Origin of the sequence: Kineosporia sp. A_224 (genome assembly GCF_002198655.1) — a bacterium.
Classification (GTDB): domain Bacteria; phylum Actinomycetota; class Actinomycetes; order Actinomycetales; family Kineosporiaceae; genus R-H-3.
The window spans coordinates 1-20,703 of record NZ_MWLN01000150.1 but is presented as its reverse complement, the minus strand read 5'-3'; the positions used below and the strand labels follow the sequence as shown (position 1 = coordinate 20,703).

At 74.9% G+C, this 20,703-nt stretch carries 18 protein-coding genes; 10 read left to right on the top strand and 8 right to left on the bottom strand.

What is annotated here, in order from left to right:
- Window positions 1-90: 90 nt before the first annotated feature.
- The 5 genes from EDJALFJO_RS13255 to EDJALFJO_RS13235 all read left to right on the top strand — a co-directional run bounded on the left by EDJALFJO_RS13255 (window position 91) and on the right by EDJALFJO_RS13235 (window position 7,916).
- Complete coding sequence (locus EDJALFJO_RS13255) at window positions 91-1,461, top strand: hypothetical protein (protein ID WP_088285940.1); 1,371 nt, start codon at window positions 91-93, stop codon at window positions 1,459-1,461.
- A 137-nt stretch (window positions 1,462-1,598) separates the two neighbouring features.
- Window positions 1,599-2,984, top strand: coding sequence for a hypothetical protein (locus EDJALFJO_RS13250; protein ID WP_088285938.1), 1,386 nt, complete (start codon window positions 1,599-1,601; stop codon window positions 2,982-2,984).
- Window positions 2,985-3,136: 152 nt separating this feature from the next.
- Window positions 3,137-4,582, top strand: coding sequence for a magnesium chelatase (locus EDJALFJO_RS13245; RefSeq protein WP_088285958.1), 1,446 nt, complete (start codon window positions 3,137-3,139; stop codon window positions 4,580-4,582).
- On the top strand, window positions 4,579-6,645 hold the full coding sequence (locus EDJALFJO_RS13240) for a VWA domain-containing protein (RefSeq protein WP_088285936.1): 2,067 nt from the start codon (window positions 4,579-4,581) through the stop codon (window positions 6,643-6,645). The genes EDJALFJO_RS13245 and EDJALFJO_RS13240 overlap by 4 nt, the downstream gene beginning before the upstream one ends.
- A 134-nt stretch (window positions 6,646-6,779) precedes the next feature.
- A complete protein-coding gene (locus tag EDJALFJO_RS13235) occupies window positions 6,780-7,916 on the top strand; it encodes an LCP family protein (protein ID WP_198950259.1) in 1,137 nt (378 codons plus the stop codon).
- Between the two features lie 89 nt (window positions 7,917-8,005).
- Here EDJALFJO_RS13235 and EDJALFJO_RS13230 read toward each other — a convergent pair whose 3' ends face one another.
- From EDJALFJO_RS13230 to EDJALFJO_RS13215, 4 genes are all read right to left on the bottom strand, one after another.
- Window positions 8,006-9,382 (bottom strand): cystathionine beta-synthase, encoded by a 1,377-nt coding sequence (locus EDJALFJO_RS13230; protein ID WP_088285954.1) that lies wholly within the window; start codon window positions 9,380-9,382, stop codon window positions 8,006-8,008.
- 107 nt (window positions 9,383-9,489) lie between these two features.
- Window positions 9,490-10,884 (bottom strand): NAD-binding protein, encoded by a 1,395-nt coding sequence (locus EDJALFJO_RS13225; protein ID WP_198950258.1) that lies wholly within the window; start codon window positions 10,882-10,884, stop codon window positions 9,490-9,492.
- 63 nt (window positions 10,885-10,947) lie between these two features.
- Window positions 10,948-11,595 (bottom strand): HAD domain-containing protein, encoded by a 648-nt coding sequence (locus EDJALFJO_RS13220; protein ID WP_143448553.1) that lies wholly within the window; start codon window positions 11,593-11,595, stop codon window positions 10,948-10,950.
- Window positions 11,596-11,647: 52 nt separating this feature from the next.
- Complete coding sequence (locus tag EDJALFJO_RS13215; RefSeq protein ID WP_088285930.1) at window positions 11,648-12,577, bottom strand: proline dehydrogenase family protein; 930 nt, start codon at window positions 12,575-12,577, stop codon at window positions 11,648-11,650.
- 144 nt (window positions 12,578-12,721) lie between these two features.
- On the opposite strand from EDJALFJO_RS13215, the gene EDJALFJO_RS13210 reads away from it, so the two are divergent.
- From EDJALFJO_RS13210 to EDJALFJO_RS13190, 5 genes are all read left to right on the top strand, one after another.
- Window positions 12,722-13,912, top strand: coding sequence for a CdaR family transcriptional regulator (locus EDJALFJO_RS13210; RefSeq protein WP_088285929.1), 1,191 nt, complete (start codon window positions 12,722-12,724; stop codon window positions 13,910-13,912).
- Between the two features lie 66 nt (window positions 13,913-13,978).
- Complete coding sequence (locus EDJALFJO_RS13205) at window positions 13,979-14,692, top strand: MBL fold metallo-hydrolase (protein ID WP_088285927.1); 714 nt, start codon at window positions 13,979-13,981, stop codon at window positions 14,690-14,692.
- Between the two features lie 76 nt (window positions 14,693-14,768).
- A complete protein-coding gene (locus tag EDJALFJO_RS13200) occupies window positions 14,769-15,854 on the top strand; it encodes an SGNH/GDSL hydrolase family protein (RefSeq protein ID WP_088285925.1) in 1,086 nt (361 codons plus the stop codon).
- A gap of 89 nt (window positions 15,855-15,943) precedes the next feature.
- Window positions 15,944-17,167 (top strand): acetyl-CoA C-acetyltransferase, encoded by a 1,224-nt coding sequence (locus EDJALFJO_RS13195; RefSeq protein WP_088285923.1) that lies wholly within the window; start codon window positions 15,944-15,946, stop codon window positions 17,165-17,167.
- A 26-nt stretch (window positions 17,168-17,193) separates the two neighbouring features.
- Window positions 17,194-17,559, top strand: coding sequence for a hypothetical protein (locus EDJALFJO_RS13190; RefSeq protein ID WP_143448552.1), 366 nt, complete (start codon window positions 17,194-17,196; stop codon window positions 17,557-17,559).
- A gap of 25 nt (window positions 17,560-17,584) precedes the next feature.
- On the opposite strand, the gene EDJALFJO_RS13185 is transcribed toward EDJALFJO_RS13190, so the two are convergent.
- From EDJALFJO_RS13185 to EDJALFJO_RS13170, 4 genes are all read right to left on the bottom strand, one after another.
- The gene (locus EDJALFJO_RS13185; protein ID WP_088285920.1) at window positions 17,585-17,773 is read right to left on the bottom strand and encodes a hypothetical protein; all 189 of its coding nucleotides are present in this window, start codon (window positions 17,771-17,773) and stop codon (window positions 17,585-17,587) included.
- A 90-nt stretch (window positions 17,774-17,863) separates the two neighbouring features.
- On the bottom strand, window positions 17,864-19,372 hold the full coding sequence (locus EDJALFJO_RS13180; RefSeq protein ID WP_088285918.1) for a sialidase family protein: 1,509 nt from the start codon (window positions 19,370-19,372) through the stop codon (window positions 17,864-17,866).
- Between the two features lie 141 nt (window positions 19,373-19,513).
- Window positions 19,514-19,840: a hypothetical protein gene (locus EDJALFJO_RS13175; RefSeq protein ID WP_088285916.1), complete on the bottom strand. Its 327-nt coding sequence runs from the start codon at window positions 19,838-19,840 to the stop codon at window positions 19,514-19,516.
- Window positions 19,837-20,592, bottom strand: coding sequence for a gamma-glutamyl-gamma-aminobutyrate hydrolase family protein (locus EDJALFJO_RS13170; protein WP_088285914.1), 756 nt, complete (start codon window positions 20,590-20,592; stop codon window positions 19,837-19,839). Before EDJALFJO_RS13170 ends, EDJALFJO_RS13175 begins: the two co-directional genes overlap by 4 nt.
- Between the last annotated feature and the right edge of the window lie 111 nt (window positions 20,593-20,703).

Genomic DNA, 20,703 nt, shown 5'->3' with positions numbered 1-20,703 from the left:
GCATTCACGCGGTTCAGCCGTGGACGCCAACACCGAATGGCACAATGCGTGCGACCCGCCCCGAGCGGCCGCATGCCAAGGGACCAGTTCATGACGCAGCGCCACCGTCGACGCCCGCTCTCCCGTCTCGCCGTCGGGGCGGTCGCCGCTCTCGTCACCGCGCTCGCCGCGACCGGCACGGGCGCCGGGCTCGCAGCCCCGGCGCGGGCCGCGGGAGCGGTCGTGCTGAGCACCCCGAAGAGCCTCGGCGGCTGGGGCGTCACGGGCCTGGACCTCACGACGTCCCCGCTCGCCGACTTCAAGAGCAACGTCACCGCGCTCGCGGAGTGGAACGGCCGGATCTACGTCGGCGGCATGTTCACGACCGTCGCGAACAAGGGCGTCGCCAAGGCGTCCCAGCCGTTCCTCGCGGCCTTCGACCGGGCGACCGGCGCCTGGGTTCCCGGCTTCCGCCCGACGCTCGACGGCGGCGTCTGGGACCTCGCCGTCACCCCCGAGGGCCAGCTCCTCGTCGCCGGCTACTTCGGCCGCGTCAACGGCGCCGCCCATCCCGCGCTCGTCGCGCTGAACCCCTCGACCGGCGCCGTCGACGGCACGTGGAAGGCGACGCTCAGCCGGACGACGGGCCGGGTCGGCGTCCGCACGATGGACCTGCAGGGCAGCTGGGTCTACGTCGGCGGCAACATCACCGCGGTCACGGGCGGCACGGGCACCGACGTCGCCACCGTGAAGGGCAAGAACCTGTTCCGGCTCAAGGTGTCGAACGGCCGGCCGAGCGCCGCCTTCCGGCCGGCCCTGTCGACGAGCCCCTGGCAGGTCGACGCCTCCCCCGCCGGCGACCGGGTCTACGCCGCCGGCAAGTTCGGCACGGTGAACGGCGTCCCGAAGCGGATCCTCGCGGTGCTGTCCGCCACCGACGGCAGCCTCGTCAGCGGCGTGGCCGACGTCCGGCCCAGCTACGAGACGAGCGGCGGCGCCTACTCCGAGGCGGTCCTGGAGACCGCGGACCGGCAGTTCGTCATCGCCACGCCGACCGAGCACAGCCTCCAGCAGCTCGGCCGGGCCACCCTCGACCGGCGGGCGGCGCACTACACCGGGGCGCCGCCCGGCGACTGGATCGCCGGCGGCGGGGACTTCCAGGCGATCGCGGAGAAGAACGGCGTCGTCTACGCGGCGTGCCACTGCTGGAAGCAGGACTTCACGAACGCATGGACGACGTGGGTGCCCGGGCTCGCCCCGACGAGCTGGTCGCGGTACAGCCGGATCCAGGGCATCGGTGCCTACGACGCCGTCACGTTCGCCAAGCTCGACACCTTCACCCCGAGCCTGTTCGGCCAGTACGGCGACGGCACGTGGCAGCTGTTCGTCGACTCTGCCGGGTGCCTGTGGGCCGGTGGCGACATCACGCACACCGGCGGCGGCGCGTGGCTCGGCGGCTTCGCGAAGTTCTGCACGACGTGACGACGGGCGGCCGGCCGCACCACTGACCGCGACCGGCCGACCACGATTCAGGGGGTTCCCCCCGACCCGCACCGAATGTCACGATCTGCCGTGCCGCCGGTCGACGACGACCGTGCGCCGCCGGGGGAGGGTGCACGATGCGTGGTCGGCTGCACAGGTGGGGCTCGCGCCGCCGGGGGCTGCGCGCCGCGGCCGGCCTGCTCGTCGCTGCGGTCGTGGCCGCGGGCACCGCCACCGGGGCCGCCGCCCCGGCGAGCGCCGCCCCCTCGGTCATGCTGAGCACCCCGAAGAGCCTCGGCGGCTGGGGCGTCACCGGTCTGGACGTCACGACGTCCCCGCTCGCCGACTTCAAGAGCAACGTCACCGCGCTCGCGGAGTGGAACGGCCGGATCTACGTCGGCGGCATGTTCACGGCCGTCGCGCGGAACGGGACGACGCAGGCCGCCCAGCCGTACCTCGCGGCGTTCGACCGCGCGACGGGTGCCTGGGTCACGACGTTCCGACCGCGGCTCGACGGCGGCGTCTGGGACCTCGCCGTGACCCCCAAGGGGCAGCTCCTCGTCGCCGGCTACTTCGGCGTCGTCAACGGGACGACGCATCGCGCCCTCGTCGCACTGAACCCCTCGACCGGCGCCGTCGACAGCACCTGGAAGGCGACGCTCACCCGGACGACGGGCCGGGTCGGCGTCCGCACCATGCACCTGCAGGGCAGCTGGGTCTACCTCGGCGGCAACGTCAACACGGTGTCCGGCGGCACCGGGACCGACACCGGCACCGTCCGGGGCAAGAACCTGTTCAGGGTCAAGGTGTCGAACGGGCGGCCGAGCGCGGGGTTCCACCCGAGCATGTCGACGGCGCCGTGGCAGGTGTTCGCCTCGCCGAAGGGCGACCGGGTCTACGCCGCGGGCCGGTTCGGCACGGTGAACGGCACGGCCAAGGAGGTGCTGGCCGTCCTCTCCCCGACGACCGGCGCGCTCGTGAGCGGCGTCGCGAAGGTCACGCCGACGTTCGACTGCCGGCCGGCGTGCACGAAGGCACCGTACTCCGAGGCGGTCTACGAGACGAAGAACGGCGCGTACGTCATCGCGACGCCGACCGAGCACGGCCTGCACCAGCTGACCCGCTCGACGCTGGCCCGCAGGTACGGGCACTACACCGGCGGCGACCCCGGCTCGACCGTCAAGGCCGGCGGCGACTACCAGGCGATCGCCGAGGCGAACGGCGTCGTCTACGCCGCCTGCCACTGCTTCCGGCAGGACTACAGCGGCGCCTACCGGACGACGACGCCGGGCCTCGCGCCGACGTCCTGGTCCCGGTACAGCCGCATCAACGGCATCGGCGCCTACGACGCGACGACGTTCGCCAAGCTCGACGCCTTCAGCCCCGCGGTCTACGGGCAGTACGGGGACGGCGTGTGGCAGCTCTTCGTCGACTCCGCCGGCTGCCTCTGGGCGGGCGGGGACATCGTCAAGACGGCGTCCAACGCGTGGCTCGGCGGCTTCGCGAAGTTCTGCCGCACCTGACCGGCGGCGCTCCCGGCCGGGCCGGCCCGGGTTACGGCGTGCGGTGACGCGGTGGCGCGACGTACGGTCAGGACGTGACGACGCCATCCCCCGACTCCCCCGCCCCGACGGCCGCCGGCCCGGCCGTCGGTCACCTCCCGCACGTCGCCCCCGTGCCGCCCGCCGGGCTGCCCGCGACGGCCGGTGAGCTGCGCGCCTCCGGGCACGTGCTCCGCACGGTCAAGGCCGAGCTGCGCGAGAACCTCCTGCAGCGGATCGCGGCGGGCGGCGACCGCTTCCCGGGCGTCGTCGGCTTCGACGAGACCGTGCTCCCCGACCTCGAGCGCGCGCTGCTCGCCGGTCACGACCTCGTGCTCCTCGGCGAGCGCGGCCAGGGCAAGACCCGGCTCATCCGCAGCCTCGTCGGGCTGCTCGACGAGTGGACGCCGGTGATCTCCGGCGCCGAGCTCCACGAGCACCCGTTCGACCCGATCACGCCGGCCTCCCGGGCCCGGGTCGCCGAGCTGGGCGACGACCTGCCGGTGGCCTGGCTGCACCGCAGCGAGCGGTACGCCGAGAAGCTCGCCACCCCGGACACCTCCGTCGGCGACCTCATCGGCGACGTGGACCCGATCAAGGTCGCCGAGGGCCGCACGCTCGGCGACCCGGAGACGATCCACTTCGGGCTCGTCCCCCGCACCCACCGCGGGATCTTCGCCGTCAACGAGCTGCCCGACCTCGCCGAGCGGATCCAGGTCTCGCTGCTCAACGTGCTCGAGGAGCGCGACGTCCAGGTGCGCGGGTACGTGCTGCGGCTGCCGCTCGACCTGCTCCTCGTCGCGTCGGCCAACCCCGAGGACTACACGAACCGGGGCCGGATCATCACCCCGCTCAAGGACCGATTCGGCGCCGAGATCCGCACCCACTACCCGCTCGACCTCGACCTCGAGGTCGAGCTCGTCAAGCAGGAGGCCGCGCTCGCGGCGAGGCTCCCCGAGCACCTGCTCGAGGTGCTCGCCCGGTTCACCCGCGCGGTCCGGGAGTCCCCGGCGGTCGACCAGCGGTCCGGCATCTCCGCCCGGTTCTCCATCGCCGCCGCGGAGACCGTCGCCGCCGCGGCGCTGCGCCGGGCCGCGCTGCTCGGCGAGCCGACGTCGGGCCCGGACGGGCCGGTCGCCCGGATCGGCGACACCGAGTTCGTCACCGGCACCCTGCGCGGCAAGGTCGAGTTCGAGGCGGACGGCGAGGGCCGCGAGGTCGAGGTGCTCGACCACCTGCTGCGCCGCGCGACCGCCGAGACCTGGCGCGCCCGGCTCGGTGGCCTCGACCTCACCGGCTTCGTCGCGGCCGCCGCCGAGGGCGCCGGGGTGGCCGCGGGCGAGGCGGTGTCGTCCAAGGACCTCCTCGCGCAGGTCGGCACGGTGCCGGGCCTCGCCGCGGTGCTCGCCCGGCTCGGGCACGACGAGGTGCCCACGGCCGCCGAGGCCGCGAGCGCCGTCGAGTTCGTGCTCGAGGGCCTGCACCTGACCCGGCGGGTCGCCAAGGAGGTCGACGACGACGGTCGCGTCGTCTACGGCGGGCGCGACGACGGCGAGCCCACCGAGGGCCGCCGACGATGAGCGACGCCGCCGCGTCGGGCCGCGGCCCGAACAGGCACCGCTCGAACCGGCACCGGTACGGGCCGTGGCGCGGCGGGCCGGACCCGCTCGCGCCGCCGTTCGACGTCCGGGAGGCGCTCGACGCCCTCGGCGAGGACGTCCTCGCCGGCGGCAGCATCCGGGACGCCCTGCGCGACCTGCTGCGCCGCGGGCTGCCCGGCGAGACCGGCCGCCCGGACCTGCCCGGGCTCGACGAGCTGCGCGCCCGGGCCGCCCGGATGCGCCGCGACGCGTCCCGGCGCGGCCGGCTCGACGGCGCGGTCACCTCCGCGCAGGCCAAGCTCGACCAGGCGCTGGCCGCCGAGCGCGAGGAGCTGGCCGGTCGCGACGGCGACGAGGCCCGGTTCGCCGAGGCCCGGCTCGACAACCTGCCCCGGTCCGCGGCACGCGCCGTGAGCGACCTGTCCGACTACGCGTGGGCCTCGCAGGACGCCGAGCGGATCTACCGGGAGATCCTCGACGACCTGCGGGGCGACGTCCTCGACCAGCAGTTCCGCGGGATGCGCGACGCCCTGCGGGGCATGCAGCCCGGCGCGGACGACGCGCAGCGGCAGGCCGCGAACCAGGCCGTCAAGGACATGCTCTCCGACCTCAACGGGCTGCTCGCGAAGCACGCCCGCGGCGAGGACACGACGCAGGCCTTCGCCGAGTTCATGGACAAGCACGGCGACCTGTTCCCCGAGGACCCGAAGAACGTCGACGAGCTCATCGACGCGCTCGCGCGCCAGGCCGCCGCGGCGCAGCGGCTCATGGCCTCGCTCACGCCGCAGCAGCGCGAGGAGCTCCAGGGCCTCATGGCCGCGGCACTCGGCGACCCCGACCTCGCGGCGCAGATGGCCGCGCTGAGCGACAACCTCCGGGCGCTGCGCCCGGACCTGTCGTGGGAACGCGGCGAGCGGATGCGCGGCGAGAACCCGCTCGGCTACGGCGAGGCCGCCGACGCCCTCGCCGAGCTCGCCGACCTCGACGACCTGCTCGACTCCCTCGGCCAGCAGCACCCGGGCGCGACGCTCGACGACGTCGACGTGGAGCAGGTCGAGCGGGCGCTGGGCGCCGGCGCCGCGCAGGACGTGCGCCGGCTCCAGCAGCTCGAGCGCGAGCTCGAGCGGCAGGGCTGGCTCGTGCGGGACTCCGGCGGGATGACCCTGTCCCCCAAGGCGCTGCGCCGGCTCGGCCAGACCGCCCTGCGACAGGTCTTCGAGCACCTCAAGGACGGCGGCCGCGGCGAGCACGACCTGCGCGACGCCGGGGCGTCCGGCGAGGCGACGGGCGCCTCCCGCGCCTGGCAGTTCGGCGACGAGCAGCCGCTGGACGTCGTCCGCACCGTCGGGAACGCCGTCCGGCGGTCGGTCGCGACGACCGGGCCGCGTGTCCCCGGGGCCAGGACGCCGCGCGGCGTCCGGCTCGAGGTCGACGACTTCGAGGTCGTGGAGACCGAGCGCCGGGCCGGGGCCGCCGTGGCGCTGTGCGTCGACCTGTCGTACTCGATGATCTCCGAGGGCCGCTGGGGCCCGATGAAGCAGACGGCGCTCGCGCTCGCGCACCTCGTCGCGACCCGCTTCCCGCAGGACGCCCTCCAGATCATCGGCTTCGGCCGGCACGCCTCGGCGCTGTCGGTCGAGCAGCTCGCGGGCGTCGAGCCGGACTACGTGCAGGGCACGAACCTCCAGCACGCCCTGAAGATCGCCGGCCGGCACCTGCGCCGGCACCCGGACGGCGAGCCCGTCGTCCTCGTCGTCACCGACGGCGAGCCGACCGCGCACCTGGCCCCGGACGGCGACGCCGTGTTCATGTGGCCGCCGCTGCCCGAGACGATCCGGGCGACGGTCGCCGAGGTCGACGCGCTGACCCGGTACGGCGCGGCGATCAACCTCTTCATGCTCGGGGAGGACCCGGGGCTGCGCCGCTTCGTCGACGCGGTCGCCCGGCGCAACGGCGGCCGGGTGTTCACGCCCGGGCTCGACAGGCTCGGGCAGTACGTCGTCAGTGACTACCTCAAAACACGCAAAGGCCGTCGAGGCTGACACCGAATCCTGGATTCACTCACTTGGCGTGACCGGCTCTACCGGACGGGTGACGTTTGCAGCAATGCGTGAAAAGCGCGACTGACGTCCACCTATCCTGATTTTCGAGTCGGGGCGACGAGATCGGAGATCTGGTGAGCGACATCCGGGAGCGCCCGTTCGACGACGTCTTCGACGGGTTCGATGGGGCTACCTCCCACGAGGTCGCGGCCGGCGGGCAGCCGCCGCGGGGCCGCCGCGGCAAGCGCGGGCGCACGAGCCGCTACCCCCGGTGGGTCAAGGTCGTCGCGATCCTCGGCACCGCGGCGCTCGTCGTCGGGGTGGGCTTCAAGATCGCCGTGCGGGAGTGGCAGCAGTCCCTCGACAAGAACATCGAGCGCTTCGGCGACCCGTTCCAGGCGATCCCGAAGACGGACCGCGCGACCGTCGACCCGGTCGCGGGCGACGCGTCGAACATCCTGCTCCTCGGCTCGGACAGCCGGGTCTCGGCGGGCAACCCCGAGGACTGGAAGGCCGGTGCCCAGCGCACGGACGCGATCATGATCCTGCACCTCACCGCGGACCGGAAGACGGCGTCGGTGACGTCGATCCCGCGCGACAGCTGGGTCGAGATCCCCGGCCACGGCAAGAACAAGATCAACGCCGCCTTCAGCTTCGGCGGCCCCACGCTCATGGTCCGGACCATCGAGTCCCTCACCGGGGTCCGGATCGACCACGTCGTCGTCATCGACTTCACCGGCTTCAAGCAGATCACCGACGCGCTCGGCGGCGTCCGGATCTGCGTGCCGAAGACCGTCAGCGACAAGATCGGCACCGTGAAGTCCGGCTGCCAGACGATGGGCGGCGAGGAGGCCCTGCAGTACGTGCGGCAGCGCAAGACCCTCGCCGGCGGCGACTTCGACCGGGTGCGCCGCCAGCAGAACTGGATCCGCGCCGTCCTCAAGAAGCTCTCGGCCCGCGGCACGCTCGCGAACCCGCTGAAGCTCAACAGCGCGCTCGACGCGCTGACCTCCGCGACGGCGTCCGACAACGCCTTCACGATCGACGAGATGAGCGAGATCGCGCTGGACTACCAGGGCGCGGACGTCTCCGACGTCGCGTTCTTCACGGCGCCGCTCGCGAGCCCGTCGACCGGCAAGGAGGGCTCCCAGTCCGTCGTGTACCTCGACGACGCGCAGGGCAGGGTCCTCTGGGAGGCCGTCCGCAAGGACAAGGTCGACGAGTACATCGCGACCTACAAGCCGCGGGTGCTCGGCCAGAAGGTCAACTGACGCCCTGCCGGCAACAGCCCCTCAGAGGTAGTTCGCCCTCCATAGGCACGGCGATCTACCTCTGAGGGCCAGTGTGCGGGCGGTGCCGATCAGCTCGCGAAGAAGCCGAGCAGGTCGTGCCGGGTCAGCACGCCGACCGGCTTGCCGTCCTCGACGACCATGACCGCGTCGACGTCCTCGAGCGCGTGCCGGGCGACGTCGACCGACTCGCCGGCGCCGACGAGCGGCAGCGCGGCGGCCATGTGCTTCTCGACCGGGTCGGCGAGCGCGGCCCGCCCGGAGAAGACGGCGTCGAGCAGCTCGCGCTCGCTCACCGAGCCCGCGACCTCGCCCGTCATGACCGGCGGCTCGGCCTTGACGACCGGCATCTGCGAGACGTTGTACTCGCGCAGGATCTCGATGGCGTCGCGGACCGTCTCGGTCGGGTGCGTGTGCACGAGGTCCGGCAGCCGGCCCGACTTGCCGCGCAGGACCTGCCCGACGCTCGTCGCGCCGTCCGCCTCGACGAACCCGTAGGACGCCATCCAGCGGTCGTTGAAGATCTTCGAGAGGTAGCCCCGGCCGCCGTCCGGCAGCAGGACGACGACGACGTCGTCCGGGCCGAGCCGGCGGGCGACCTCGAGGGCCGCGACGACGGCCATGCCGCACGAGCCGCCGACGAGCAGGCCCTCCTCGCGGGCGAGGCGGCGGGTCATCTCGAACGAGGCCGCGTCGGAGACCGCAATGATCTCGTCCGGGACCGCCGGGTCGTACGCGGTCGGCCAGAAGTCCTCGCCGACGCCCTCGACGAGGTACGGCCGGCCGGTGCCGCCGGAGTAGACCGACCCCTCCGGATCGGCGCCGACGACGCGCACCGGGCCGCCGGGCCGGCCCGCGGACGCCTCCTTGAGGTAGCGCCCCGTGCCGGAGATCGTGCCGCCGGTGCCGACGCCCGCGACGAAGTGCGTGACCCGGCCGGCGGTGTCGCGCCAGATCTCGGGCCCGGTCGTCGCGTAGTGGCTCGCGGGCCCCTCGGGGTTGGAGTACTGGTCGGGCTTCCAGGCGCCCTCGATCTCGCGGACGAGCCGGTCGCTCACCGAGTAGTACGAGTCCGGATGCTCGGGCGAGACCGCGGTCGGGCACACGACGACCTCGGCGCCGTACGCCTTGAGCACGTTGCGCTTGTCCTCGCTGACCTTGTCGGGGCAGACGAAGACGCACTTGTAGCCGCGCTGCTGGGCGACGAGTGCGAGCCCGACGCCGGTGTTGCCGGACGTCGGCTCGACGATCGTGCCGCCCGGCTTGAGCCGGCCGTCGGCCTCGGCGGCCTCGATCATCCGCACGGCGATCCGGTCCTTCACCGAGCCGCCCGGGTTGAGGTACTCGACCTTGGCGAGCACGAGCGGCGCGAGCCCCTCGGTGACCCGGCCGAGCCGGACGAGCGGCGTGTCGCCCATGAGGTCGACGACGGTGTCCGCGTAGGTCATGCCCTCGAAGGGGCCTGTGTGCTGCATCTGCTCTCGTCCCACCGGAGCATCCTCGCACCCGTCGGTGACGTCGTCCCGTCACGGCAGCGTCGCGGCGGGGCGGCGGGTCAGCCGCCGATGTGCGAGCAGCGGTCCCGGGACGTCGTCGGCCAGCGGACGAGGCCGCGGCCGGGCATGTCGAGCCACAGGTCGTGCATCCCGGCGACGATGCGGGTCGGCTGCTCGCCGAGGAGCCGGGCGACGACCCAGCCGGCCGCGGCGCCGGTGACGTCCCGGGTCGTGCCGAGCGGGAGCAGGCTGCGGGTCTCCTGGATCGCCTCGTGCTGACCGGCCCGCAGGACGACGCGCACGCCCGGGGCGACGGCGTGCGCGGCGACCGCGACCGCGATGTTGTCGATGTCGTCCGAGGCGACCGCCGCGAGCGCCCGGGCCCGGCCCAGGCAGACGCGCTCGAGGACCTCGCGGTCCTCGCCGTCGCCGATGACGACGGGGATGTGCAGCGCACGGGCCCGGCGCACCGACGGCGCGGAGGCGTACTTCTCGACGGCGACGACGGGCAGGCCCAGCCCGCGCAGCTCCTGGCACAGCCGCAGGCCGACCTGGCCGAGCCCGACGACGACGACGTGCCCGCGCCGCGGCAGCGCCCGGCGGCCGACGAGACCGACGAGCCGGTCGCCGAGCAGCCGCTCGACGAGACCGGCCGTGAACGAGGCCGTGAGGACGACGGTCACGAGGATCGCGAGCGCGGACAGGACGAGGTAGGTGGCGCTCTCCTCCGGCGCCGCCGCCGGCCCGACCGTCGCGACGACGCGGGCGGCGTCGAAGAAGGCCTCGGACGCGTGCCGGTGGAAGCCCAGGACGAGCGCGGCGAAGTCCCCGACGAGCACCGCGACGAGACCGGCGAGGCCCGCGAGGAGGATCCGGCTGCCCGGGTCGTGCGGGCGCAGCTGGCCGGACAGCCGCCCGACCAGGGTGCGCCGCCGGTCCGCGGCGTCCGGGCGCCAGGGCCGGGTCACGAGACCGTCGCCGTCGCGGACGACGACGGTGCCCGGCGCGCTCGCCGACACGATCCCCGCGCCCAGGCACGGACCGGCGAGCGACGGCGCGACGAGGTTGCCCGGCGTCGACAGCGCCAGCCAGGGCACGAGCCGGGTCAGCTGGGTCGCCACGGTGCGGTCGAAGACGCTCGAGACGACCGGGACGTCGGGGGCCAGGTGCGCCGCCGCGAGCGTGTAGCGCAGCGCGACGTGGTCGTCGTGGAAGAGCACCGCGAGCCCGGCGGCGCGGCCGGTGCCGTCGTCCGCCGGCTCACCGGGCTGCGCGCCGTCCCGGACGCCGAGCGCCTCGGCCAGCCGGCCGTCGTCCGGTGCGGGCAGGTGCCGCACGACCCGGCCGCGCTCGACGAGCGCCGCGCAGACCGACCGCGCCAGCGCGCCGTCCCCGAGGACGACGAGCGGGCGGTCGTCGCCGGGCTCTGCGGCGGCGCCGGGGTCCATGGTCATGATGTGGGGCAGGCTAGTGGGCGCACCCCGGCGGGCAGAACGGCTTTCCGTCCCGGGCCCGGGTCAGAGTGTCGGGTCGTCGAGGTAGTCGCGGACGGCGGCGAGGTGCTCCCGGGTCAGGCCGACCTTCTCGTCGGGAGCCAGGCAGAGCCCCCGGGCGTTCGCGCGGAACCACTCGAGGGCCTCCGGGTACAGCCGGAGGTCGTCGTCGGTCCAGACGATGCGCCGGGCCGGGTCGACGGCGTGGATGAGCCGGACGACGTCGAGCTTCCACCAGACGCCGGTCAGCGGGTCGACCGCGGTCGCGCGGCCGCCGAGCCGGGCGTGGCTCTCCGGCTGCTCCGTCGCCTGGTCCACCGGCTGATCCACCGACCCGTCCGCCGGGTCTTCCTCCGGGACCGGCCCGTCGCCGGACTCGTCCTCGAAGGTGCCGGCCACCGGCAGCTCGGGGAGCCCGAGGACGACGCGCAGGTCGTCGTTGACGGCGTGCCCCCACGTCGTGAGCCAGCAGACCTCGGCGAGCCCCTCGGTGTGCAGCCGGGCCACGGTCGAGGTCACCGTCGGGGAGAACCGGATCGTCCACGGACGGCCGTCGACGGTCGCCCGGCCGGTGCTCCAGTCGCTCCAGACGGCGGGATCCGGCTGCGCGGAGATCGCGTTGACGACGCCGTCCACGTCGAGGAACCACAGGGGCGGCAGGTCGTCGCTCACGATCACATCATCGCCGACGCCGGGCCTGTCGGGGGACCCGGCCGGATGCCGGTCAGCCGCGACTGGCGAGCGCCCGGAGCAGGAACGCGACGTTGGCGGGGCGCTCGGCGAGGCGGCGCATGAAGTACCCGTACCAGTCGGTGCCGTACGGCAGGTAGACGCGGACCCGGTAACCGTCGTCCGCGAGGCGGCGCTGCTCGTCGGGACGCACGCCGTAGAGCATCTGGAACTCGTAGTCGTCCCGGCCGCGGCCGTGCCGCTCGGCGAGCGTCGCGGCGATCGCGACGAGCCGCGGGTCGTGCGAGGCGACCATCGGGTAGCCCTGGCCGGCCATGAGCGTCTCCAGGCAGCGCACGTACGAGCGGTCGACGTCCGCCTTCGCCTGGAAGGCCACCGACTCCGGCTCCTTGTAGGCGCCCTTGACGAGGCGCACCCGGGAGCCGACGCCGGACAGGTCGCGGCAGTCCGCCTCGGTGCGGCGCAGCATCGTCTGGAGCACGCAGCCGACCCACGGGAAGTCGGGGCGCAGGGCGTGGACGACGGCGAGCGTCCGGTCGACCGTCGTGTGGTCCTCCATGTCGAAGGTGACCGTGGTGCCGACGGTGGCGGCCGCCTCGCAGATCGCCCGCGCGTTCTCCAGGCTCACGGCCTCGCCGTCCTGCGCGAGGGCCTGGCCGACGGCGGAGAGCTTGACCGACACCTCGACGTCCTTCGCGATGCCCGCGTCCGCGAACGACGCGAGCGCGTCGAGGTAGGCGGTGCGGACGGCGGCCGCGGTCGCGAGGTCGGTGGTGTCCTCGCCGAGGTGGTCGACGGTGACCCGCAGGCCGCGCGCCACGAGCGCGGACGCCGTCCGGACGGCGTCGGCGCGCTGCTCGCCGGCGACGAACCGCTCGACGAGCGTCCGGGTCGCGGGGACCGACGTGACGGCCTGCCGGAGCCGGGGGCTGCGGGAGGCGGACAGTAGCACGGATCCGAGCACGGTGACCTCCGGGGGCCGGTGAGACAGCGGTCGATCGGGGCGTCACGACCACGGTAGGCAGAACCTGTGGATCCGCGAATGGACGATCGTCACCAGCTGCGGGAGTCTTGAGCAGACAGATGTCCATACGCCCAGAGGAGCCGCGTGCGTCCCGACCTCCAGGCCGTCGTCGACGAGGCGGCCGCGCTCCTCGACGCCCCGGTCACGCTCGAGGACCGGGACTTCCACCTCGTCGCGTTCGCCGCGCACGACGCGCCCGTCGACGGCGTCCGGCAGGCCTCGATCCTCCAGCGCCGCTCGACGCCGGACGTGCGGGCGTGGTTCGAGGGCTTCGGGATCGCCACCGCGACCGGGCCGGTGCACGTGCCCGCGGACGGCCCGCGCGGCGTCGCGGCCCGGCTCTGCCTGCCGGCCCGCTGGCGCGACGTCACCTACGGCTACCTCTGGGTCGTCGAGGACCCGGCGGCCGGCCCGGTCGACGGCTCCGTCGACGGCGGCGCGGCGGAGGCCGCGATGCGGCTCGCGGGCCGCGCGGGCGCCGTCCTCGCGCAGCAGGCCCGGGCCCGGGACGACGTCGCCTGGCTGCTCGACGACGTCCTCGCCGCGGACGGCGACGCGGCCGAGCGGGCCGCCGAGACGCTCACCGGCCGGGGCCTCGTGCAGCGCTCGGTGCGGGTCGTCGCAGTCGCCGTCACGGTGCCGCCGACGGTCGACGGCGGCCGGACGCCCGCGAACCTCTGGGAGCTGCCGCGCGGCGTCCTCGCCCGGCCCGGCGACGGCCTCATCGACCTGCTCGTCCCGGTCGGCGCCCGGGGCGAGGACGCTGCCGTCGCGGTCGCCCGGCAGGCCGTCGACCTCGTGCGCCGCAGCGCGCCCGACGGCAGCGGGATCGTCGCCGGGGTCGGGGACCCGCGCCCCGACCTCGTCGACGCGCGCGCCTCCCGGCACGAGGCGCTCGTCGCCGTCCGGGCCGCGACCGCCGTCCCCGCCCTGGGGCCGGTCGCCCGCTGGTCCGCGCTCGGCGTCCACCGGCTGCTCGCGTGCGGGGCGCGGGCGCTCGCGGACGCCGTCCTCGAGCCGCCCGTCGCCCGGCTCCTCGCGACCGGGGACGACGACCTCGTCCGGACGGCGCGGGTCTGGCTCGACGCCGCCTGCTCGCCGCAGCGGGCCGCGGCCGACCTCGGCATCCACCGGCAGACGCTCTACCAGCGGCTGGCCCGGCTCGCCGGGATCACCGGTCTCGACCTCGCGGACGGCGCGGACCGGCTCCGGCTGCACCTCGCGCTCACCCTGCTGCCCGCCCTCGACGCGCACGCGGCCCCCGGCGCGCGGTGACCGGTGCGGTGACACGCCGCCGACATCCGCGGGCCCTAGGGTGACGACCGCGGAGGGGAGGACCACATGGCAGAGGCAGCCATCGCGCTCGCACCCGGGGTGTGGCGGATCCCGACGGCCCCGTTCGACCTCGTGAACACGTTCGCGTTCGCCGAGCCCGACGGGGCGGTGACGCTCGTCGACACCGGGCTGCGCGGGGCGCCGGCCCGGATCGCCGCCGGGCTGGCGGCGATCGGCAGGTCACCGCGCGACGTGACCCGGATCGTGCTGACCCACTCGCACAGCGACCACGGCGGCGGCCTGGCCCGGCTCTCCCGCGAGACCGGCGCGACGGTCGCGGCGCACGAGGCGGACGCCGGCTACGTCCGGCGCGGCGAGCGGCCCCCGCTCGACCCGTCGACGGGCCTGGGCCGGATGCTCTCCCGCGGCAGCGCCAAGGCCTTCGACCCGGTCGACGTCGGGCACGTGCTGCACGACGGCGAGGTGCTGCCGGTGCTCGGCGGGCTGCGCGTCGTCCACACCCCGGGCCACACCCCCGGCCACGTCTCGCTGCTCCACCAGCCGACCGGCGTCCTCATCACCGGCGACTCGATCTTCAACGTGCTCGGGCTGCGCTGGCCGGCCAAGGCGTTCTGCACGGACGTCGCGCTCACCCGGCGGACGGCGCACGTGCTCGGCCAGTTCGAGTACCGGGTCGCGGCCTTCACCCACGGGCCGCACGTGAGCGACAACGCACGGGAGAAGGTCCGCGCCTTCCTCACCGCCGCGGCACGACGCTGACCGGCGGCGGCGTTACGGTGAAGCGGTCCGGCACGCCCGGCACGGGGCTCGGGCCACGAGGGGAGGTCAGCAGTCGATGAGCCGCGCGCGCAGGGCACGCCGTATCGCGGCCGCGGCCGCCTACGGCGGCGGCGGGCTCGCCGGCCTCGGCGCCGCGGGCTACGGGATCCTCTTCACCGAGGCCAAGCTCGCGCGGCGGTGGATCGGCACCCCGTTCGGCAAGCAGGGCCCGGACGCGAGCGGCCGGTACGGCGCCGGCCCGGGCGACCCGGTCGTCATGGCGATGCTCGGGGACTCCTCCGCCGTCGGCCTCGGCGTCGAGGACCCGGCGCAGACCCCCGGCGCCGTCATCGCGACCGGGCTCGCGGCGCTCTCCGGGCGGCCGGTCGACCTGCGGGTCGTCGCCGTCGTCGGCGCCCGCTCCGAGCACCTCGAGGCCCAGGTCGACCGGCTCCTCGAGGCCGGCCCCTCGCTCGACGTGGCCGTCGTCATGGTCGGCGCGAACGACGTGACGAACCGGACCAAGCCCGCGGTCGCCGTCCGGGCGCTCGCCGAGGCGGTGCGCCGGCTGCGCGCCGCCGGGGCGCAGGTCGTCGTCGGTACCTGCCCCGACCTCGGCACGATCGAGCCGCTCGCGCAGCCGCTGAAGTACCTCGCCCGGCGCTGGAGCCGCGAGCTCGCCGCGGCCCAGACGATCGCGGTCGTCGAGGCCGGCGGCCGGACGGTCTCGCTGCGCGACCTCATCGGCGGGGAGTTCGCGTCGCGGCCGCACGAGCTGTTCTCCGCCGACCGGTTCCACCCGTCGGCGGCGGGCTACGCCCGGTGCGCCGCGGCCCTGCTGCCCAGCGTGTGCGACGCGCTCGACGTGCTGCCCTGGCTGCCCGAGCAGCGCCCCGACGTCCGCCGCGGCGAGGGCGTCGACGACGTCGCGCACGCGGCGGCCCGGGCCGCCGCGGTCGCCGGCACCGAGGTCACCGGCACCGAGGTCGGCGGCGCGGCCCGCGGCCCGCGCGGACGCTGGGCGGTGCTCCTGCGCCGGCCGTGGGCGACGGTGCCGGCGGACGGCGCACGCACCACGGACGCCCGGACCCCGGACGCCGAGGCGCGGTCCTCGGACGCGGAGGCGTCGGACGGCGGGCTCACCGACGACGCGTCGGTGTGACCCGACCCACCTAAGCGGTCGCTTAGCCGCAGGTATGTTGGGTCCACCGCCTGCGGCACCGGTGCCGCGCGTCCAGAGGAGGTCCACCCGTGCCCGAGGCCGTGATCGTCTCCACCGCCCGCTCGCCCATCGGCCGCGCCTTCAAGGGCTCCCTCAAGGACGTGCGCCCCGACGACCTCGCCGCCACCGTCGTCCGCGCGGCGCTCGACAAGGTGCCCGCGCTGACCCCGGAGATCCTCGACGACCTCTACCTCGGCTGCGCCGAGCCGTGGGGCGAGCACGGCTCGAACATGGCGCGCGTCGTGTCGGTGCTCCTCGGCCTCGACGGCCTCCCGGGCTCGACGGTCAACCGGTTCTGCGCGTCGTCCGTGCAGACCACCCGGATGGCGTTCCACGCGATCAAGGCCGGCGAGGGCCACGCATTCGTCAGCGCCGGCGTGGAGTGCGTCTCGCGCTACAAGAGCTTCGCCGGGGCCGGCCAGCAGGCCGCGGACTGGGACAACCCGAGGTTCGCCGACGCCAAGGAGCGCACGACCGCGACCGCGCAGAGCAACGCGACGTGGACGGACCCGCGCGGGGACGGCCTGCTCCCCGACGTCTACATGGCGATGGGGCAGACCGCCGAGAACGTCGCGACGTCGCGCGGCGTGAGCCGGCAGGCGCAGGACGAGTGGGGCGTCGAGAGCCAGAACCGGGCCGAGAAGGCCGCGGCGGACGGCTTCTTCGAGCGGGAGATCACCCCGATCACGCTGCCCGACGGCTCGGTCATGACGAAGGACGACTCCCCGCGGGCCGGCGTGACGCTGGAGGCGGTGCAGTCCCTGCAGCCGGTCTTCCGGCCGGGCGGCACCGTGACCGCGGGCAACTGCTGCCCGCTCAACGACGGCGCCGCGGCCGTCGTCGTCATGAGCGACACCAAGGCCCAGGAGCTGGGGCTGACCCCGCTCGCCCGCGTCGTGTCGACGGGGGTGTCGGCGCTGTCGCCGGAGGTCATGGGCCTGGGGCCCGTCGAGGCGTCCCGCCGCGCGCTGGCGCTGGCCGGCATGACGATCGACGACATCGACCTCGTCGAGATCAACGAGGCGTTCGCCGCCCAGGTGCTGCCCAGCGCCGACGAGCTGGGGATCGGCTACGACAGGCTCAACGTGCACGGCGGGGCGATCGCCCTCGGGCACCCGTTCGGGATGACCGGCGCCCGGATCACGACGACGCTGCTCAACGGTCTGCAGACCCGCGACGGCCAGTTCGGCCTCGAGACGATGTGCGTGGGTGGCGGCCAGGGCATGGCGATCATCTACGAGCGGCTCAGCTGAACGCCGCGACCGGCCGGGGCAGCGGGATGACGGACGGCAGGCCGCGCGGCGGGCTGGTGCTGCGGACGTCGCGGGACCGGATGACCGCCGGGCCGACGGCGGACCAGGTGCGCGCCGAGGTGGAGTACCTGCCGCGGGACGGCTGGCTCGTCCTCGAGTGCGACAGCGACGCCTTCGCCCAGGTCTGGCTGCGCCCGGACGGCGTCTACCAGGTCGAGCACGGTTTCGGTGCCCTGCCCGAGCCGGGCGGCGTCCGGCACGCGGCGCTGCGCTCCGCGCTGACCGTCTCCCGGGACAAGGTCAGTGCGGCGCTGGGCCGATGGGCGCACGCCGACCCGGACTGGGCGGCCGCCTTCACCTGGTCGTCCGTGCCGCTGCCGGTCGGGGGCTGATCCGGTCGGGGCCGAGCCCCCGCCGTCAGGCCTTCTTCTTCGAGCCGCGGTAGGCGAGCGCCGCCCCCGCGAGGGCGGTGAGCGGGCCGATGACGGCCCAGAGCACCTCGCCCGTCATGAAGCTGCCGCCGATGAACCCCAGGCCCTGACCGGTCCAGATCGCGCCCATGAGCACGAGCAGGAGACCGATCCCGACGAGCAGCTGCTTGGACATGGCGTGATCGTCGCACGCCCGGCCGTGCGGCACCCGCCGGACGGACGACGGCCGGGACGGCGTGAGCCGCCCCGGCCGTCGTCCGGTGCCTCAGCGTCGGACGAAGGCTCCCCGCGCGCTGCCGGTGCCCGGGACGACCGACCGCGGCGTGGACTGCGACCGGACGGCCCCGGCCCGGGCCGTCGACAGCCCGGTCTCCGCCACCATCGACTGGTCGAGCACCGACCCGGCCGGCGCCTGCGCCCGGACGAACACCGGCACGGGCTTGGCGCCGACGAAGGACGTCGAGATGTAGTCACCGACCATCGGGCCCTGCGTCGTGGCGGGCAGCCACGACAGGGACATCGGCCCGGCCAGCGTGCTGGGCGCCGACCACGTCGCCCCGGCGTTCGTCGAGGACACGTAGCCCACGCTGAGCTGGCAGGTGGCCACCGTGCAGCTCGCCGCCGGGTAGAAGTAGTAGGCGAGCGCCAGCCGCGTCGTGGCGCCGGACGTCGTCCGGTCCACGGCGAGGCCCGGGATGAAGTGGTCCCGCCCGCTCGTCACCGCGTCGATCGGGACCCGCTGCACCGTGCTCCACGTGGTGCCGTTCGTCGAGGTGACGAAGACGATGTCGTTCGCCGTGCAGCCGGTCCGGAAGCGGCAGTCCTGCCAGGCGACGAACACCCGCCCGGTCGCGTCGATCTCGGCGGACGGCAGCGGCCCGGTGCGCAGCCCGCCTGCCACCGTGTGGTGCGAGATCGTCGTGATCGTCGTCGCGTTCGACCAGGACGTCCCGCCGTTCGTCGACCGGAACGAGCGCAGCGTCGTCTCGTTCGCGTTGTCGATCGGCACGATCACCGTGCCGTTCGGCTGGACGACGGGCTGCCCACCGATCCCGGTCGCGTTGTTCGACGGGCGACGGCGCGGCCCCCAGGTGAGACCGCCGTCGGTCGACGTGCTCATGTAGATCCGGTTGCCGTCACCGTTGGCGTCCCACTCGGTGTAGCAGTTGCCGTAGAAGGGGCTCGTCGCCGTGTTGTCGCAGACGATCCAGTTCTTGTCCGGGCTCTGCAGGTTCGAGCCGGTGACGAAGACCGGTGCGCCCCAGGTGATCCCGCCGTCCGTGCTGCGGCTGGTGTAGACGCCCGCGGCCGTCGGGCCGACGGTCGTCGACCGGCCGACGAGCGGCAGGGTCGACACCATCCAGACGTTGTGCCGCGCGTCGTAGGCGACGACGGGGTCGCTGACCCGGTCCCAGATCCCCGGCGTCGGGTTGTCCGGGCTGGGGTTGTTCGTGAGGTTCGGCAGGTTCTTCGTCGTCCAGGTGGCACCACCGTCGCCGGACCGGGAGACGGCGATCCCGGACGAGCCGCCGTTGAACCAGCGGCCGGTCTGGACGGCGGTGACGATGGTCGAGCCGAAGGCGAACGAGTCGGGTTCGACCTGGCTGGCGTGCTGCCCGACGGTGTCGGTGAAGGTGTCGACGCTGATGGGCACGACGGCGGCCTGCGCGGCGCCGGCGGTCGCCACGACGACGACGGCGACGGCCGCAGTCGCGACGGTCGACCGGAGCGCGTGCTGGTTTCGGGCATGGCGGAGCAGGGATCGGACGGACATGGGTTCCCCTGACGTGTCGAGAGCTCGGACGTCGGACGGTGCGGGCCATGCCGTCCCGAGACGGCGCGTCGGCGAGCCTAGATCATGAGCACGCAGAGAGACAGATGAATCACAGTGCGCTCTTCGCGCGCTCCCGACGACTCAGATCCGGGCCTTCAGGGCCGCGACGACGGCGACCGCGGCCTCGGTCGCGGCATCCCCCGCCGGGGTGCCCGGGGCGGCCACCGCCACGTCGTGCGCGAGCACGAGCACCTGGTCGGCGAGGGCGTGCGCGGCGAGCACCGGGACGGCGCGGCGCGGCCGCTCCTGCGCGTCCGCCGCGAGGTCGGCGAGCCGCTGCAGGTCGGCGCGGACGTCGTCGAGCAGGGCCTGCGCCTCCGGGCCGGTGCGGGCCGCCATCCGCGGGCCGACGACCCGCAGCCGGTCGGCGGCGCGCTCGGCGTCCCGCTCGAGCCGGTCGGTGCTCATGCCGGCACCGGGGCGTCGCGCCGGGCCCGGGCCGCGGCGACGAGCGCGTCGAAGAGCGCCGGGTCGGTGCCGACCTCGGGGTGCCACTGGACGCCCACGCAGAACGGGAGCGCCGGGTCCTCGAGCGCCTCGACGAGGCCGTCGGCGGTCCAGGCCGTCGGCACGAGCCGCTCCCCCACCCGGTCGACGCCCTGGTGGTGGTAGGCCGGGACCGGCGTCTGCGTGCGGCCGCCGAGGGCGGCGGCGAGCCGGGTGCCGGGCTCGACCCGCACCGGGTGGTCGCCGTAGACGCCCGGGGCCGGTGCGTGCTCGTCGTGGTGCAGGACGTCGGGCAGGTGCTGGTGCAGGGTGCCGCCTCGGGCGACGTTGAGCAGCTGCATGCCGCGGCAGATCCCGAGCACCGGGAGCCCCGCGTCGACGGCGCCGAGGATGAGCCCGGTCTCGGCGGCGTCCCGCTCGGGCTTGGGCGGCTGGGTGTCCGGGCCGGGCTCGGCGCCGTAGAGCCGCGGCTCGACGTCCGGGCCGCCCGCGACGACGAGCGCGTCGAGCCGGGGCAGCATGCCCTCGACGACGCCCGGCAGCGGCGGCAGGACGACGGGCAGCCCGCCGGCGCGCGCGACGGCGTCGACGTACGCGCGCGGCACGAGGACCGCCTCGACGTCCCAGACGCCCCAGGCTGCCTGCGTGCTGTACGCGGAGATGCCCACGACGGGGCGGGGGTCGGTGTCGCTCACGGGTCGCAAGTCTCCCATCGCTCTCTCCCGGGTGGGTCGTCCCCCGCCGGACCGGCCCTCTGAGGTAGATCGCCGTCCGTATGCACGGCGATCTACCTCAGAGGGCACTGACGGGGACCGGGGACGGGA

Coding starts and splice junctions, on each gene's coding strand:
- EDJALFJO_RS13180 (WP_088285918.1), bottom strand. CDS start 19,372: ATGTCCGTCCGATCCCTGCTCCGCCATGCCCGAAACCAGCACGCGCTC.
- EDJALFJO_RS13230 (WP_088285954.1), bottom strand. CDS start 9,382: ATGACCTACGCGGACACCGTCGTCGACCTCATGGGCGACACGCCGCTC.
- EDJALFJO_RS13200 (WP_088285925.1), top strand. CDS start 14,769: ATGAGCCGCGCGCGCAGGGCACGCCGTATCGCGGCCGCGGCCGCCTAC.
- EDJALFJO_RS13175 (WP_088285916.1), bottom strand. CDS start 19,840: ATGAGCACCGACCGGCTCGAGCGGGACGCCGAGCGCGCCGCCGACCGG.
- EDJALFJO_RS13250 (WP_088285938.1), top strand. CDS start 1,599: ATGCGTGGTCGGCTGCACAGGTGGGGCTCGCGCCGCCGGGGGCTGCGC.
- EDJALFJO_RS13255 (WP_088285940.1), top strand. CDS start 91: ATGACGCAGCGCCACCGTCGACGCCCGCTCTCCCGTCTCGCCGTCGGG.
- EDJALFJO_RS13240 (WP_088285936.1), top strand. CDS start 4,579: ATGAGCGACGCCGCCGCGTCGGGCCGCGGCCCGAACAGGCACCGCTCG.
- EDJALFJO_RS13190 (WP_143448552.1), top strand. CDS start 17,194: ATGACGGACGGCAGGCCGCGCGGCGGGCTGGTGCTGCGGACGTCGCGG.
- EDJALFJO_RS13185 (WP_088285920.1), bottom strand. CDS start 17,773: ATGTCCAAGCAGCTGCTCGTCGGGATCGGTCTCCTGCTCGTGCTCATG.
- EDJALFJO_RS13225 (WP_198950258.1), bottom strand. CDS start 10,884: ATGACCATGGACCCCGGCGCCGCCGCAGAGCCCGGCGACGACCGCCCG.
- EDJALFJO_RS13170 (WP_088285914.1), bottom strand. CDS start 20,592: ATGGGAGACTTGCGACCCGTGAGCGACACCGACCCCCGCCCCGTCGTG.
- EDJALFJO_RS13205 (WP_088285927.1), top strand. CDS start 13,979: ATGGCAGAGGCAGCCATCGCGCTCGCACCCGGGGTGTGGCGGATCCCG.